We start from the raw sequence: 13,808 nt of genomic DNA, 5'->3' as shown, positions 1-13,808 counted from the left end.
TCTTTTCCTGAAAAATGAATATTAGCTATTCTCCTGTAAGAAAACGAATTTGTGATCAAACATATCTAATTTGATTTTACTGTCTTTGTCAATTTTTCCGGCAAGGATTTCTTTTGACAGCTCATTCAAAATTCGTTTTTGTATGACGCGCTTCAACGGTCGTGCGCCAAATTGAGGGTCATAACCCAATTGAGCTAACCAATCGAGCGCTTCATCCGAGGCTTCCAGCTGTATGCCCATTTCAGCCAATTGTCTTTGTACCCCATTAAATTGAAGACGAACGATCTCACCGATTTCATCACGATTTAGTGGAGTAAACATGATAACTTCATCGATCCGATTCAAAAATTCCGGTCTAATCGATTTCTTCAATAGCTCGAATACTTCATTTTTTGTCTTGGCTATAATCTCATCTCGGTTTATTTCATTCAATTCACTGAAATTTTCCTGGATCAGATGAGAACCAATATTTGAGGTCATAATGATAATGGTGTTTTTAAAATTCACCACACGTCCTTTGTTGTCGGTTAAATGTCCATCATCTAAAACTTGTAAAAGAATATTGAATACGTCAGGATGCGCCTTTTCGATTTCGTCCAATAACACAACCGAATAAGGGCGGCGGCGGATAGCTTCGGTTAGCTGGCCACCTTCATCATAACCAACATAACCGGGAGGCGCACCGATTAATCGTGAAACGGCGTGCCGCTCTTGGTATTCGCTCATATCAATCCGGACCATTGAATGTTCATCGTTGAACAAAAATTCGGCGAGCGCTTTTGCCAATTCTGTTTTACCAACCCCTGTTGTTCCCAAAAATATAAAAGATCCGATCGGTCTTCTTTTATCGCTTAAACCTGCACGTGACCTTCTAATGGCATCCGAGATGGCTTCTATGGCTTCACTTTGTCCTGCAACTCGTTTATGAAGTTCTTCTTCCAAATGAAGCAACTTTTCCCTTTCGCTCTGCACCATTTTGCTTACGGGAATCCCCGTCCAACGCGAAACCACATCAGCTATATCTTCGGCGGTAACTTCCTCCTTAAGCATACGACCAGTGCCTTGTTTTTCTTCAAGTTCTTTTTTTAACTTTTCAAGCTCATCTTGTGCCTGCTTTATTCTACCGTATCTAATTTCAGCAACTTTTCCGTAGTCGCCCGCCCTTTCAGCCTGCTCGGCTTCCAGCTTAAAATCTTCAATTTGCTGTACGTGATGGTTCAAATTGTCGACAAGTGATTTTTCACTTTGCCAAGCGGCGCGCAAGGAGTCTCTATCCGAGGCTAGGTTTGCTATTTCGCGACTTAACTCTTCTACTTTATGGGTGTCGTTTTCCCGCTTGATTGCTTCGCGCTCAATCTCAAGTTGCATGATTTTGCGTTCGATTTCATCAACTGCTTCCGGAACGGAATCCATTTCTAATCGAAGTTTAGATGCAGCCTCATCCATCAAGTCAATGGCCTTGTCCGGTAGGAAACGATCCGCAATATAGCGTTGTGAAAGTTCAACGGCAGCGATAATCGCTTCGTCTTTTATTCGCACCTTATGGTGCGTCTCATACCGCTCCTTAATACCTCTTAGAATAGAGATCGCATCTTGTGTGTCGGGCTCGTCTACCATGACTTTCTGGAATCGGCGTTCCAAAGCCTTGTCTTTTTCAAAATATTTCTGGAATTCATTGAGTGTAGTGGCCCCTATGGCACGTAGCTCTCCTCTCGCCAGAGCCGGTTTTAAAATATTGGCGGCATCCATGGCCCCTTCACCACCTCCTGCACCTACCAGGGTATGGATCTCGTCGATAAAGAGAATGATCTCTCCATCGCTATCAGTTACTTCCTTTACAACGGCTTTTAACCGTTCTTCAAACTCACCCTTATACTTGGCACCGGCGATTAGGGCCCCCATATCTAGAGAAAAGACCGTTTTACTTTTCAAGTTCTCCGGCACATCACCCTTGATAATACGATGGGCAATACCCTCTGCTATTGCTGTTTTACCGACACCCGGCTCCCCAACTAAGATTGGATTATTCTTGGTCCGGCGGGAGAGTATTTGGATAACCCGTCGAATTTCTTCGTCTCGTCCTATCACCGGGTCGAGCTTTCCCGATTCGGCAAATTCATTCAGATTACGTGCATATTTGTTCAAGGCATTATAAGTAGCCTCCGCATTCTGATCGGTTACCCGTGTGTTACCTCTTAATTCAATGATGGCTTTCTTTAAGTCTTTTTCCGTGACACCCTGATCTTTTAATGCAGCAGCGGTTTTATCACCCGCGTTTAGGATGCCCAATAATAAGTGCTCTACCGATACAAAGTCATCTTTGAAATCTTTCAGGTATCCCTGTGCTTTTTGTAAAGCTGTATTAGTAGAAGAAGATAAATATATATTGCTTCCGCTTACTTTAGGAAAACCGCTGATTTGTTGATCCAAGGCTTCGTTCAAGCGATTTATATTGACATTGAGTTTTTTTAATAAATGACTTACAACGTTTTCATCAACTAAAAGAAGAGCCTTCAATAAGTGCGCATTTTCAATAGCTTGGTGTTGGTTTCCACCCGCAATCTCCGAGGCTTTTTGAATAGCTTCCTGCGCCTTGATTGTAAAGTTGTTTAAATTCATTTTCGTTTTATTAATAGTCTTATAAGGATTTGCTAGACTATATCAAAACGAATACCATCAAAAGTAGTTTGACGAAAACAGACATTTTGTCGCTACGTAGTTTGGTTTTAATGACTAACTGTCTGTTTTTTAAAGTTTTATATGAAAAAATGGCGGAGTAAATCCCTGTCTCTATATAAAAAAACCTGTCTATTTTAGACAGGTTTTTTTACTTAAGGGGTGTCCCAAGCTACGATTCCAATTCTTCTTTTAATTTCGTTGTCTGGTAATCCGTCAATTTCTTTAAAGGCCCGCTGGCAAGCATCTTCATCATCATGTTTAGATCTGCCTGAATGGTGAAAACAGCTTCGCTGGTGCTAGGATCAATTGATTTCACCTTCCAACTTAATGTGAGATCAAAGGGGGCCTTTTCCGAAGGTACAATGGATATTTCTTGATTTTCTTTACGCTCACTAACTCTTAAGGTAAGTTTAGCCATATTCTGAACAGTAAAACTTGCCTCGTCTTTAGTAGATGACCAATTGTAAACATTTTCGGGCATCAGTTTTTCATGATTATTGCAATCGGCAAGAAAGTTATATACCTTCTCTACGGGTTGATTAATAATGCTTTTGCTTTCTATAACAGTCATCGATATGCTTCTTTACGAAAATCTATACAGTTTTAGGTTCCCAATTTGCCGGATCTCTTCGCCATTCACGTAGCAAATCTTCTTCTTCATGATGGACGAAGCCATTCTCGGAAGCATATTTTATTAAAGCATTGTAGTTTGACAACGTAGTATACCTACATTTAGCCGCTTTGAAATTTTCATCCGCTACATCAAATCCATAACTGAAAATAGCTACTAATCCCACTACATCGCATCCGGCTTCTCTCAATGCCTCTACCGCTTTCAAACTACTTTTTCCTGTAGATATTAAATCTTCAATAACTACTACCCGTTGCCCTTCTATAATTTCTCCTTCAATCATGTTTTGTCGTCCATGCTCTTTTGCACTTGATCGTACATAGGCAAAAGGCAGGCCGAGATCTTGTGCCACCAGTACACCTTGTGGGATACCCGCCGTCGCTACACCGGCTATCATTCCGATAGAACCAAACTCTTCTTGGATAACTTCAGAAAGCTTTTGTCTGATGTACGTTCTTACGGTAGGATGTGATAATGATATGCGATTGTCGCAATAAATTGGGGACTTCCAACCCGATGCCCAAGTAAAAGGTTTGGAAGGTTGTAATTTAATTGCTTTAATTTGCAATAAAAATTCAGCAACTTTTTGTTCAATCTCACTCTTGTGATTCATGATGCAAATTTATAAAATTTATATGAACGAATCGGTCCTTCTCTTGACCGATTTTACGCCTAGCTACTTGGATGCTTTTCAACAAATTGATTTACAGTCTTTTGATTTTGTAAAACTTTTTAAGAAAAGTTTATCACTTGAAAGTGCCACTAAATTTTTACTTTTAGTAGAAGATCCGAAGGCGATGCTTAAAATGATCAAAAGGTCGGTAAGGTTAATCGGTGCAGCCGGCGGCTTGGTGCGGAACGGAGATGGAGATATCCTTTTTATACATCGATTGGGAAAATGGGATTTACCAAAAGGAAAGATAGATCCGGGAGAAAAAAGTAAGCGCGCTGCTCTTCGTGAGGTTGAAGAAGAATGTGGTATACATGTCGACTACTTGGGGCCAAAAATTATATCATCTTACCATGCTTATGAGGTGAAAGGCAGTGTAGTGCTTAAAAAGACAAATTGGTATGAAATGGGGGTGAACAAAAAGCCAAAACTGATTCCTCAGACAAGTGAAGATATTACGGATGCGCAATGGGTCCATCCTGATCGTGTAGGCGATGTTTTGTCAAATACCTACGGCATTATTAAGGATGTACTTGAGAAAAAAGCCTATATATAATTTAGCACTTCCTTTGGTACAAGATGTTTGATAGAGCCTCGGTGCTTAAGTATATCTCTTACAATGGTGGAGCTGATATGCCCAAAGCCGGGGCTTGCAAATAATAAAACAGTTTCAATAGTCGGTTCAAGTTGTCGATTATTCTGCGCTATTGCATTCTCAAAATCAAAATCTGCGGCATTCCGAAGCCCTCTAAGAATATAGGAAGCGCCCACCTCTTTGCAATAATTTACGGTTAAACCGGTGTAGCTTGAAACATGAACTGAAGGTTTACCCTTGAAAATAGCTTCAAGAATTGTTTTTCTCATATCACTACTTAGAAGAGGCGTTTTTGAACTATTTAATCCAATTGCGATATGGATCTCGTCGAATAAAGGAATGGCTCTTAATATGATATCCATGTGTGCATTAGTAATAGGGTCGAAAGACCCGGGAAATACAGCAACTCGCTTCTTCATGGTGGTGTATGTTTATTGCTATCAATTTAAGCTCAAACTTATCGAAAATAATTCGAATATAAAGCGCGCTAGGAAAGTTCAAAAAGGCTAAATGATGAATAACCGTACACGCGTTGCTCCACAAAGCTAACATGCTGATCCACCTTTCTAGTAGTGGGATGCTCTAAAACGAACAATCCTTTTGGATTCAATAGTTTATGCTCGAAGAGCATGTTAGGTAACAAAGGGAGTTGTGGCAAATCATAAGGGGGGTCAGCAAAAATGAAGTCAAAAGATTGTTTGCATCCGGTTATAAACTTCAGCACATCTGCTTTAAGGATCTTCATCTGCTCCAATTGATATTTGCTCTTTTGAGTATCTATATATGTGCAACATTTACCGTGAATGTCTACGGATAAAAGACTTTTGACGCCTCGTGAGGCCAATTCAATTGAAATATTGCCTGTGCCACTAAATAAATCCAATGCGTCCGTTTCGCTCCATACAAGTCGATTTTCCAATATATTGAATAAGGCCTCTTTTGCTAGATCGGTTGTTGGACGAACCGGTAAATTTGTGGGGGGTGAAAGTTTTACCCCTTTAATACGTCCACCAATTATGCGCATAATAATCCGAATAATGATAACTTTTGATACCCCTTTTTCAGTACATTGAAATTGCTACATTCCATTACACCGGACAAATCCAAAAAAGACAATTGATTACTGTATTTTTTCAGGCGTTGATAGGTTGGATCGTCAACTTCTATTTGACCTGAAATTATTATTGATATACTAGAAAGGTTGATGTTGTATTCTTGGGCAATAGCCAATAGAAAGTAGTTAAATTCGTCTGCATCCTGGCTTGGCTGCATATGGTGGTATATCAGTTTCCCGTCTGAGATGTAAGAGAAGTCTGCATACCCTTCGCCAAAGTTAATAGAGAGATAGTTTTTGTGATCTGAAGCAATAGCTGCGAGTGCACTTAATATGGCTGTACTACCGGATTGAATCATGAAATCCGGAAAATTCAAAAGTAATTGCCTTTGCTCTTCTTTTGATATGCCGTAGATGCACTGCGCGGCGAATGGCTTTATATAACTGCTTAATAACGAATGATTTTCCTTGTCTAAAAAAAAAGCATTTAAGTAATATACTTCTTGAGATGGATTGTATAATTCGTTAGGTATTAACATCTTATAATTCGTATCAATTGATAGAACTTTGGATTGATAAGCCAAGTGCAACAATTGGTCGACACGCTCTTCCCTGACATCTTTTTGCCAAGAGAGCAGTAATAACAGGCGATTTTGCTGACTAAAAATGGCCATTTGTGATCGATGGTTGCCTTGTCTTACTAATAATTGGTAATCCTCACTTTTATCTACGGTGAAGTTGTCGTCAATAAATTCTATTTGCAATAGTTCACTCATGGCTAGCAAAAGTACCCTTTACAAACGATATTGCAAAAAGCATTTTTTTGTGTTAGGTTTGAATGTGGAAATAATTAACAAATTCGAGCAATCGTTTCCCGCTACACCCACTCCGCAGCAAAAGGAAGCATTTAAAGAACTGGCCACTTTTTTAAGTTTTAAACAACAGGCGACTTGTTTTATTTTAAAGGGCTATGCCGGTACGGGTAAAACTACGCTTATTAGCACCTTGGTACGTGTATTGCCGGCCCTAAATATGCGGTCGATCCTATTGTCACCTACGGGAAGAGCAGCTAAAGTAATGAGTGCTTATGCAGAAAGACCGGCATTTACTATCCATAAAAAAATCTATCGAAAGAAAGTCGCCGGCACACCGGATATGTCTTTTACCTTGTCTGATAATTTACATAAAAATACGTTATTTATTATAGATGAGTCTTCTATGATTTCAAATGAGCAGAGTGGTTTCGGAAAGACCGGTTTATTGGAAGACCTGATAACTTATGTTGAAAGCGGTGATAATTGCAAACTTATGTTTGTAGGAGATACCGCCCAGCTCCCCCCGGTGGGATTATTGGAAAGTCCCGCCTTAAACCCGAGGTATATAAGAGACCATTTTGGCTATCACGTAATGAGCTGCGAATTGACCGAGGTGGTGCGACAAACGAGTAACTCCGGTATTTTGCGTAATGCCACCGCTATTCGTGAACAAATTAGGCTAGACGGTAGCAATAAAAAGCTCCACTTTCCGAAACTAAAGGTAAGAAACTTCGCCGATGTCTATCGGATGACGGGTGAGCGTTTTATCGAAGGGCTTCATTATGCTTATGACAAATATGGAATCGAAAATACATTGGTTATTTGTAGATCAAATAAAAGTGCCAATTTATATAATCAGCAAATACGTAACCGGATACTCTATCGAGAAGAGGAATTGACCGGAGGAGATCATGTAATGGTGGTGCGAAACAATTATTATTGGACAAGTGGAGAAAGCGATGCGCAGCAGTTTATTGCTAATGGAGATATGGCAATTGTAAAACGGGTTCGTAATGTACATGAACAACATGGTTTTCGGTTTGCCGATGTAAGTTTGGCTTTCGTCGACCAAGATAATTTGGAGCCTTTATCCTGTAGAGTCCTACTAGATTCTTTATACACAGACTCTCCTAATTTACCTACAGAAAGTCAGCGAAAATTGTTCGACTCGGTGATGGAAGACTATCAAGAATTGGGAAGTAAGAAAGAGCAAATAGCAGCTATTAAAAACGACTCGTATTATAACGCATTGCAAATCAAATTTTCTATGGCAGTTACTTGCCATAAGGCACAAGGTGGGCAATGGGACGCCGTTTTTATTGATCAAGGCTTTTTAACGGATGAAATGCTTAATATGGATTTCCTTCGTTGGCTCTATACCGCTTGCACGAGAGCCACAAAGGAACTGTTTTTTGTGAATTTTCATGATAAATTTTTTGCCGATTAATCGCCAACTTGCTGAACACTGTATTGCTAAGGTATTTTGTGGGTCAGGTCAAATTGTGCTGCCTCAACCGGTAAACCATAAAAAATGCTGGCCTTTTCCTCGAAATTCTCAACACTTTCCGTTGTAAAAAACTGCCGTGCGCCATTTTTTGTACAAAGAGCTTCTATTTCCTTATGTCTATACAGATAATCCGCTAAACTTTTCGCTACGATGCTTCCTTGTGAAATCACTTGTACACCTTTTGGCATAAATTCCTTAATTGTAGGTAACAATAGGGGATAGTGTGTGCAAGCTAAAATGACGGCATCAATTTCGGTAGACTGTTGCAAGAGGCGATCGATATGTTGTTTTACGAAATAACGGGCGCCAGGCGAACCCATTTCATTATTCTCGACTAAAGGAACCCACATGGGGCATGCTTCCTGATACACCTTAATTTGAGGGAAAAACTTATGGATTTCCAGCACGTAGGACGCTGAATTGACCGTTCCCGAAGTAGCCAAAATACCGACGTGATTGCTTATAGTGAAGTGATCGATAATTTCGGTCGTTGGTCTGATAACACCTAAAACATTTCGTAAGTCTGTGCGTTTCGGTAAATCTTTTTGTTGAATAGTCCTTAAGGCTTTTGCAGAAGCCGTATTGCAAGCCAATATAACTAAATGGCAACCCAAATCAAATAAATGGTTTACACATTCCATCGTATAGTGATACACAGTGTCGTACGAGCGTGTACCATAGGGAACTCGAGCATTATCGCCAAAATAAATGTAGTCGTATTGAGGAAGCGTATGGCTGATTTCTTTAAAAACTGTTAATCCTCCATAACCGGAGTCGAAAATACCTATTGGGCCCATATTATCTTTATGTCAATATTATCAGTTTGTCATCGGTTTTCTTGCCCACTCTAATTCGTCCCAGTTAAGATTGCTGAAGTTTGGTGTGAAAGAATGTGGATCACTTATTGTCATCAACAGCTCAAATTGTTTAGCATATGGCTTTTTGAGTAAGGAACCTTTGGGTATATAGGGATAGCTGTCTAAATAAGTCAAAATTTTATCCGGAGAAATTCTTCGATGGATATAAGCTCTATGAATGTCATCGGGGTGTCTGATGCCCGCCGCTGCCATAAGCTCAATGGCACTTTTTATTGTTTGCTGATGAAAATTGGCAACTCTTGTTTTTTTATCTTCTACTACGAGGCCACGTACCAGATGAGCATTTTGTGTAGCTACGCCGGTAGGGCACTTGTTGCTATTACACTCTAAAGCCTGTATGCAACCAAGGGCCATCATCATCCCCCGCGCGCTATTGCAGATATCTGCACCAAGTGCGAAATTCTTAACAAGATCGAAACCCGTGGCGATCTTCCCGGAAGCTATAATCTTAATGTGTTGCTTCAGGTCAAAGCCTGTAAGTGTGTCGTAAACAAAGGCTAAGGCATCTCTTAGAGGCATCCCAACATTGTTGGAAAACTCCAAGGGAGCGGCGCCTGTTCCTCCTTCACCACCATCGACGGTAATAAAATCAGGGCAAATCTTCGTTTCAGTCATCGCCTTGCAGATGGCTACAAATTCACTTCGATGTCCTATACATAGCTTGAAACCAATGGGTTTCCCATTAGATAGCTCACGTAACTGTTGGATGAAATTTAATAGCTCAATCGGTGTTTTAAATGCGCGATGATAGGGGGGAGAGTCAACGTCTTTGCCCATTTCAACTAACCGTATACGCGCAATTTCTTCCGTTAGCTTTGCCGCAGGCAATATGCCTCCATGCCCTGGTTTAGCACCTTGTGATAGTTTGATTTCAACCATCTTAACCTGCGGGAGATTCACCTTTTGTTCAAATGCTTCCGGATTGAAATTTCCATCCGGGTAGCGGCATCCAAAATAGCCTGTTCCTATCTGCCAAATTAAATCACCACCACCTTCCAAATGATAATCACTTATGCCACCTTCTCCGGTATTATGAGCAAAATTGCCGATTTTAGCACCTTTGTTTAGTGCCATGATGGCATTTTTACTTAAGGCACCGTAGCTCATTGCCGATATATTCAATATGCTCGCTGAGTACGGTTGTGAACAGGAGGGACCACCTATAATAACCCTTGGATCTTCACATGACGCATCCATATGTAAAGCATTGATGCTATGATTAAGCCATTCATAATTGTTTTCATACACATTTAGTTGGGTGCCAAAAGGAGTAGTATCCATTTCTTTTTTTGCACGTTGATAGATCACACTACGATGAATTCGGCTAAAAGGTCGTCCGTCCGTGTCACTTTCGATGAAATATTGCTGTACCTTGGGGCGGAGGCCTTCCATCACATAACGGAGTCTACCGAAAACAGGGAAGTTGCGTCTGATGGCTCGTTTTGACTGATAAACATCGAAGAGACCGAGAAAGAACAAGGGTATAACGATGATGAACGACCAATATATTGGCGTCCACCAAATGCCTGTGATAATAATCCCTGCTAGTAGGAAAAAGGAGATGAAGAGAAACGTGTTTTTCATCAGTATTAATTTATTAATTAGCCCGCCTATTTGAGGCAATCATTTACCTTGCTCGAATCAACGATGGCATCAAACAATATTACTCCCATAAGCGGGTCGCATTTTAATAGGAAAAGACGAATAAACTTTTAATGAAAATATTATCTTTGCCGTAAAGCATACCGCCATAACATTTCATGCAAAGCTATTATTAATTAATGAAACCTGCATGGATTACCGCTTAAAAAGCGTTGCGCAAAACGATTATAAAGATGAAAATTCAAATCATTAACGGCCCAAACCTCAATTTACTTGGCGTGCGGGAACCATCAATATACGGAAATAAAGGGTTTGAGAGCTATTTCGAAGAACTGAAAGGGTACTTTGATTCAATCGACCTGTCTTATTTTCAAAGTAATCATGAAGGTGAAATTATCGACAAATTGCATGAAGTGGGTTTTTCTTATGATGGTATCGTTTTAAATGCCGGAGCATATACGCATACTTCAGCGGCAATAGGTGACGCAATCGCTGCTATAAAAACACCGGTTATCGAGGTGCATATTTCGAACGTTCATGCGCGGGAAGCGTTCAGACATCATTCGTATTTGGCTAAATATTGTAAAGGGGTTCTATGTGGTTTTGGATTAGATAGTTATCGCTTGGCGGTGCATAGCTTTATCTACTAACGCTATTCGCTACTGATACATGCGACTCCATATTTCATAAATGGGCGCTCCTTTTGAGCTCAACCCGCTGTGATGCCATTGACCATTGTCTAATTTCCCATTGAAAGTCAGGCTCGCTCCAACACGGCTGTCATCCCGGGAAAAAAAGTCGATATTCTCAATATACTTACCATCTTTGAAACTATAGGTCCCACCTCCCGTACCTGAAAATTCGCCGGTTTTCACATTAATTGCTACCCATTGAAACCGAGTGCCACTGAGTATCTTCAATGTTCTCCGATCCCTCAATGGCATTTCATTCATTTGGTTGTCTACTTTTCGGTTGGTAATTCGCCACACGCCTGCCAAAGGCGCATCATTACTATCTATTCGTTGCCAATTTTCTTTGTTGCCGGTTACATTAATAGAAAGGTCTTTAGTTAAATCGAACTGAAAGGTATGTGATTTTTGTACTTCTTCGGGCTTTGTAGCGTTGTACTCAATAGATACCACGATCTGTTTATCTTGTTGCTTATAGGGGCCACCCCAGGTATTAATAAATTTTTTACCATTTAAGTCATATAAGGCATAAGACAGGTAGTTGTCTACAAAAACCAATGTATGGTGAAGGTCGTCTTTTTTTAGCTGCCAAGCTCCTGCGAGTGAACTTGTTTGTCCATAAGCCGTCGACAAGCATGGTAAAAACAATAGCATATAAAAAAGTATCTTCATGGGTTGTTATAAAAGGTTTATTTATAAACTACGATCCGCTCTTTTTGTTTGCCTTTCTAGAATTTTTTATTATTCAATTCAGTAAACTTCTGCTTTTGAAGTATAAAGTAAGCCCAAATAATGCTCGCGCGATAGATGCCAGACGATACTTTTTTTGATTTGGTTCGTTTTCTTTTACGAGCGTTTTTTCGAAAATTCCTGAAAAAATTCACATGTGCTTTGCTGACTGCAAGTGCATCTTTTCGTTTTCCTTCCGATATGAAACGGAGCAGGGCAATGAAATCTAGCCAAAAACGAATAAATATAACGAATATTGCTTGCATTAAGGGCAGATTTTTTTGCAACATAACGAGGTTATTCCTAAAATTGAGGTAGGTCTTGAATGGATTTTCCTTACTCAGCGTACCACCACCAACGTGATAAACCGCTGATTTCGGACAATAATATATGCTATATCCAAAGAGCTTCAGCCGCCAACACAGGTCAATCTCCTCCATGTGAGCAAAGAAATCTTTGTCAAAGCCTTTCGCCTTTCTCCAGGCATCCCTTTTTATAAAAAAAGCTGCACCGCTTGCCCAAAATATCTCTTTTGGATGATTGTACTGCCCTTGATCGACTTCCGTTTTCTCAAGTATTCTTCCTGCACAAAAAGGATAACCTAAATAATCGATAAATCCACCTGCTGCGCCAGCGTGTTCAAACTTCTTTTTGTCGTGAAAAGAAAGTATTTTGGGTTGAGCAGCTCCTATTTTACTGTCTGCTTCCATCAGTTCGATGACAGGCTCTATCCAATAAGGATCGACCTGTACATCAGAATTAAGGAGGACGAAATAATCGGCCTCAACCTGTTCAAGGACACGATTGTATCCTTCGGCGAAACCAAAATTTTCCTTGTTGTTTATGAGCGTTAAAGACGGATATTCGGTCTGTATAAATGAAACGGAATCATCTGTTGAACCATTATCGCCTATTACTATTTCTAGATTTGGGTAGGTGCTTGCGCAAACCGAGGGAAGGAATTTTTCCAAATAACTCCTTCCATTCCAATTCAGTATTACGACGGCTACTTTTTTATTCATGCACTGGGTTTATGTTTCCATCTACGGTGAGACCATAGCCACTGTTCGGGCTTATCATGTATCAGTTTTTCGAGGTACTTGTTATATGCCAACGTGATTTCGTGGTTATCCGTAGCCTTCGGTGTTTCAAATAAAGTAGAAAAGGTGCATTCGTAATATCCACGCCTTATCCGGTTAATATGGCAATAAACAACAGGAAAATCAGTACGCTTGGCTATTTTTTCCATCCCCAGAAACATTAGCGTATCTTGTCCCAGAAAAGGCGTAAAAAAGCTAGATTCCGAACGCGCAGGTGTTTGGTCTGAGAGAAACATACTCATATGTGGCGTGTTTTTATAGGCAAGGATCTGCCGGAGTGTCTGTTTCATCGGTACCATCTGGGCATTGAATCTCGATCGTATATTGTTAAATGTTTGTTCAAATCCCTTGTTTGAGAGAGGTTTATAAATGATCAATAAAGGGTCTTTCAGCATCAAAGACAATCGATGAATACCCAGCTCCCAGTTACTGTAGTGTGCGGTTGTACCGATTACAGGCTTTCCTTGTTCTAAATGGCGGTAAATTTCGTGTGTGGCGTGAACCACCATTCTCTTTTCCACTTCTTTTGCCGTAATCGTCCTCATTTTAATCGTTTCAATGATCATATCCGAGAGGAAAACAAAAAAATTTTTGGCAATTTGCTTTATCTCTTCATCTGATTTTGAGGGAAACGAGTTTGATAGATTTTCGTATACCACCTTTTTTCGGTAACCTACTACATAATATAGGATAAAAAAAAGAAAATCGCTCAAGCAATATAATACCCAAAAGGGAAGTAAAGAGATTATAAATACAAAAAAAGATACAATGCGATTCCCTAAGTTCATCTTAATTTTAGCCAGACCGAATTACTAAAGAATTTGCAAATATCCGATTTCTTTATTTTGAAAAGGAAATT

The 13,808-nt window shown here is 40.0% G+C and carries 14 protein-coding genes; 3 read left to right on the top strand and 11 right to left on the bottom strand.

Annotated elements, in window-relative coordinates:
• Nucleotides 1–21 precede the first annotated feature (21 nt).
• The 3 genes from clpB to pyrE all read right to left on the bottom strand — a co-directional run bounded on the left by clpB (nt 22) and on the right by pyrE (nt 3,923).
• Nucleotides 22–2,619: an ATP-dependent chaperone ClpB gene (gene clpB / locus M1D52_RS15210; protein ID WP_013666412.1), complete on the bottom strand. Its 2,598-nt coding sequence runs from the start codon at nt 2,617–2,619 to the stop codon at nt 22–24.
• A 229-nt stretch (nt 2,620–2,848) separates the two neighbouring features.
• Nucleotides 2,849–3,250 carry an SRPBCC family protein gene (locus tag M1D52_RS15205; RefSeq protein ID WP_013666413.1) on the bottom strand — a complete coding sequence of 134 codons (402 nt, stop codon included), beginning with the start codon at nt 3,248–3,250 and terminating at the stop codon, nt 2,849–2,851.
• Nucleotides 3,251–3,272: 22 nt separating this feature from the next.
• Complete coding sequence (gene pyrE / locus M1D52_RS15200; RefSeq protein ID WP_130857430.1) at nt 3,273–3,923, bottom strand: orotate phosphoribosyltransferase; 651 nt, start codon at nt 3,921–3,923, stop codon at nt 3,273–3,275.
• 22 nt (nt 3,924–3,945) lie between these two features.
• On the opposite strand from pyrE, the gene M1D52_RS15195 reads away from it, so the two are divergent.
• On the top strand, nt 3,946–4,536 hold the full coding sequence (locus M1D52_RS15195; RefSeq protein WP_013666415.1) for an NUDIX hydrolase: 591 nt from the start codon (nt 3,946–3,948) through the stop codon (nt 4,534–4,536).
• On the opposite strand, the gene coaD is transcribed toward M1D52_RS15195, so the two are convergent.
• The 3 genes from coaD to M1D52_RS15180 form a co-directional block, all read right to left on the bottom strand.
• Nucleotides 4,527–4,994, bottom strand: a complete 468-nt coding sequence (gene coaD / locus M1D52_RS15190; protein ID WP_013666416.1) for a pantetheine-phosphate adenylyltransferase — start codon at nt 4,992–4,994, stop codon at nt 4,527–4,529. The two genes, M1D52_RS15195 and coaD, sit on opposite strands and share 10 nt — an antisense overlap.
• 68 nt (nt 4,995–5,062) lie before the next feature.
• Nucleotides 5,063–5,599, bottom strand: a complete 537-nt coding sequence (locus M1D52_RS15185) for an RsmD family RNA methyltransferase (protein ID WP_013666417.1) — start codon at nt 5,597–5,599, stop codon at nt 5,063–5,065.
• On the bottom strand, nt 5,590–6,405 hold the full coding sequence (locus M1D52_RS15180; protein WP_437392909.1) for a DUF3822 family protein: 816 nt from the start codon (nt 6,403–6,405) through the stop codon (nt 5,590–5,592). Before M1D52_RS15180 ends, M1D52_RS15185 begins: the two co-directional genes overlap by 10 nt.
• A 49-nt stretch (nt 6,406–6,454) precedes the next feature.
• On the opposite strand from M1D52_RS15180, the gene M1D52_RS15175 reads away from it, so the two are divergent.
• Complete coding sequence (locus tag M1D52_RS15175; protein ID WP_130857434.1) at nt 6,455–7,891, top strand: ATP-dependent DNA helicase; 1,437 nt, start codon at nt 6,455–6,457, stop codon at nt 7,889–7,891.
• Nucleotides 7,892–7,917: 26 nt separating this feature from the next.
• Here the strand turns inward: M1D52_RS15175 and murI are convergent, their stop codons facing one another.
• Both murI and M1D52_RS15165 read right to left on the bottom strand, forming a co-directional pair.
• Nucleotides 7,918–8,748: a glutamate racemase gene (gene murI, locus M1D52_RS15170; protein ID WP_437392908.1), complete on the bottom strand. Its 831-nt coding sequence runs from the start codon at nt 8,746–8,748 to the stop codon at nt 7,918–7,920.
• Nucleotides 8,749–8,769: 21 nt separating this feature from the next.
• On the bottom strand, nt 8,770–10,413 hold the full coding sequence (locus M1D52_RS15165; protein ID WP_130857436.1) for an FMN-binding glutamate synthase family protein: 1,644 nt from the start codon (nt 10,411–10,413) through the stop codon (nt 8,770–8,772).
• Nucleotides 10,414–10,664: 251 nt separating this feature from the next.
• Here M1D52_RS15165 and aroQ point away from each other — a divergent pair, with 251 nt between their 5' ends.
• Complete coding sequence (aroQ, locus tag M1D52_RS15160; protein ID WP_041387448.1) at nt 10,665–11,081, top strand: type II 3-dehydroquinate dehydratase; 417 nt, start codon at nt 10,665–10,667, stop codon at nt 11,079–11,081.
• Nucleotides 11,082–11,090: 9 nt separating this feature from the next.
• Here aroQ and M1D52_RS15155 read toward each other — a convergent pair whose 3' ends face one another.
• Genes M1D52_RS15155 through M1D52_RS15145 form a run of 3 tightly spaced genes read right to left on the bottom strand, consistent with a single transcriptional unit; the run spans nt 11,091 to nt 13,737 of the window.
• Nucleotides 11,091–11,792, bottom strand: coding sequence for a hypothetical protein (locus M1D52_RS15155; RefSeq protein WP_437360315.1), 702 nt, complete (start codon nt 11,790–11,792; stop codon nt 11,091–11,093).
• A gap of 56 nt (nt 11,793–11,848) precedes the next feature.
• The gene (locus tag M1D52_RS15150; protein ID WP_013666424.1) at nt 11,849–12,871 is read right to left on the bottom strand and encodes a glycosyltransferase family 2 protein; all 1,023 of its coding nucleotides are present in this window, start codon (nt 12,869–12,871) and stop codon (nt 11,849–11,851) included.
• Nucleotides 12,868–13,737: a lysophospholipid acyltransferase family protein gene (locus M1D52_RS15145; protein ID WP_013666425.1), complete on the bottom strand. Its 870-nt coding sequence runs from the start codon at nt 13,735–13,737 to the stop codon at nt 12,868–12,870. Before M1D52_RS15145 ends, M1D52_RS15150 begins: the two co-directional genes overlap by 4 nt.
• Nucleotides 13,738–13,808 lie beyond the last annotated feature (71 nt).

The sequence above is a fragment of the Olivibacter sp. SA151 genome (assembly GCF_054130995.1).
The sequence above is the reverse complement of the archived record's forward strand: the minus strand, read 5'-3'. Positions and strand labels throughout refer to the sequence as shown.

Bases quoted from the DNA above. Each gene is read 5' to 3' on its own strand.
- M1D52_RS15185 (WP_013666417.1), bottom strand. From the start codon at position 5,599: ATGCGCATAATTGGTGGACGTATTAAAGGGGTAAAACTTTCACCCCCC.
- clpB (WP_013666412.1), bottom strand. From the start codon at position 2,619: ATGAATTTAAACAACTTTACAATCAAGGCGCAGGAAGCTATTCAAAAA.
- M1D52_RS15150 (WP_013666424.1), bottom strand. From the start codon at position 12,871: ATGAATAAAAAAGTAGCCGTCGTAATACTGAATTGGAATGGAAGGAGT.
- murI (WP_437392908.1), bottom strand. From the start codon at position 8,748: ATGGGCCCAATAGGTATTTTCGACTCCGGTTATGGAGGATTAACAGTT.
- pyrE (WP_130857430.1), bottom strand. From the start codon at position 3,923: ATGAATCACAAGAGTGAGATTGAACAAAAAGTTGCTGAATTTTTATTG.
- M1D52_RS15205 (WP_013666413.1), bottom strand. From the start codon at position 3,250: ATGACTGTTATAGAAAGCAAAAGCATTATTAATCAACCCGTAGAGAAG.
- M1D52_RS15165 (WP_130857436.1), bottom strand. From the start codon at position 10,413: ATGAAAAACACGTTTCTCTTCATCTCCTTTTTCCTACTAGCAGGGATT.
- coaD (WP_013666416.1), bottom strand. From the start codon at position 4,994: ATGAAGAAGCGAGTTGCTGTATTTCCCGGGTCTTTCGACCCTATTACT.
- M1D52_RS15155 (WP_437360315.1), bottom strand. From the start codon at position 11,792: ATGAAGATACTTTTTTATATGCTATTGTTTTTACCATGCTTGTCGACG.
- M1D52_RS15145 (WP_013666425.1), bottom strand. From the start codon at position 13,737: ATGAACTTAGGGAATCGCATTGTATCTTTTTTTGTATTTATAATCTCT.
- aroQ (WP_041387448.1), top strand. From the start codon at position 10,665: ATGAAAATTCAAATCATTAACGGCCCAAACCTCAATTTACTTGGCGTG.
- M1D52_RS15180 (WP_437392909.1), bottom strand. From the start codon at position 6,405: ATGAGTGAACTATTGCAAATAGAATTTATTGACGACAACTTCACCGTA.
- M1D52_RS15195 (WP_013666415.1), top strand. From the start codon at position 3,946: ATGAACGAATCGGTCCTTCTCTTGACCGATTTTACGCCTAGCTACTTG.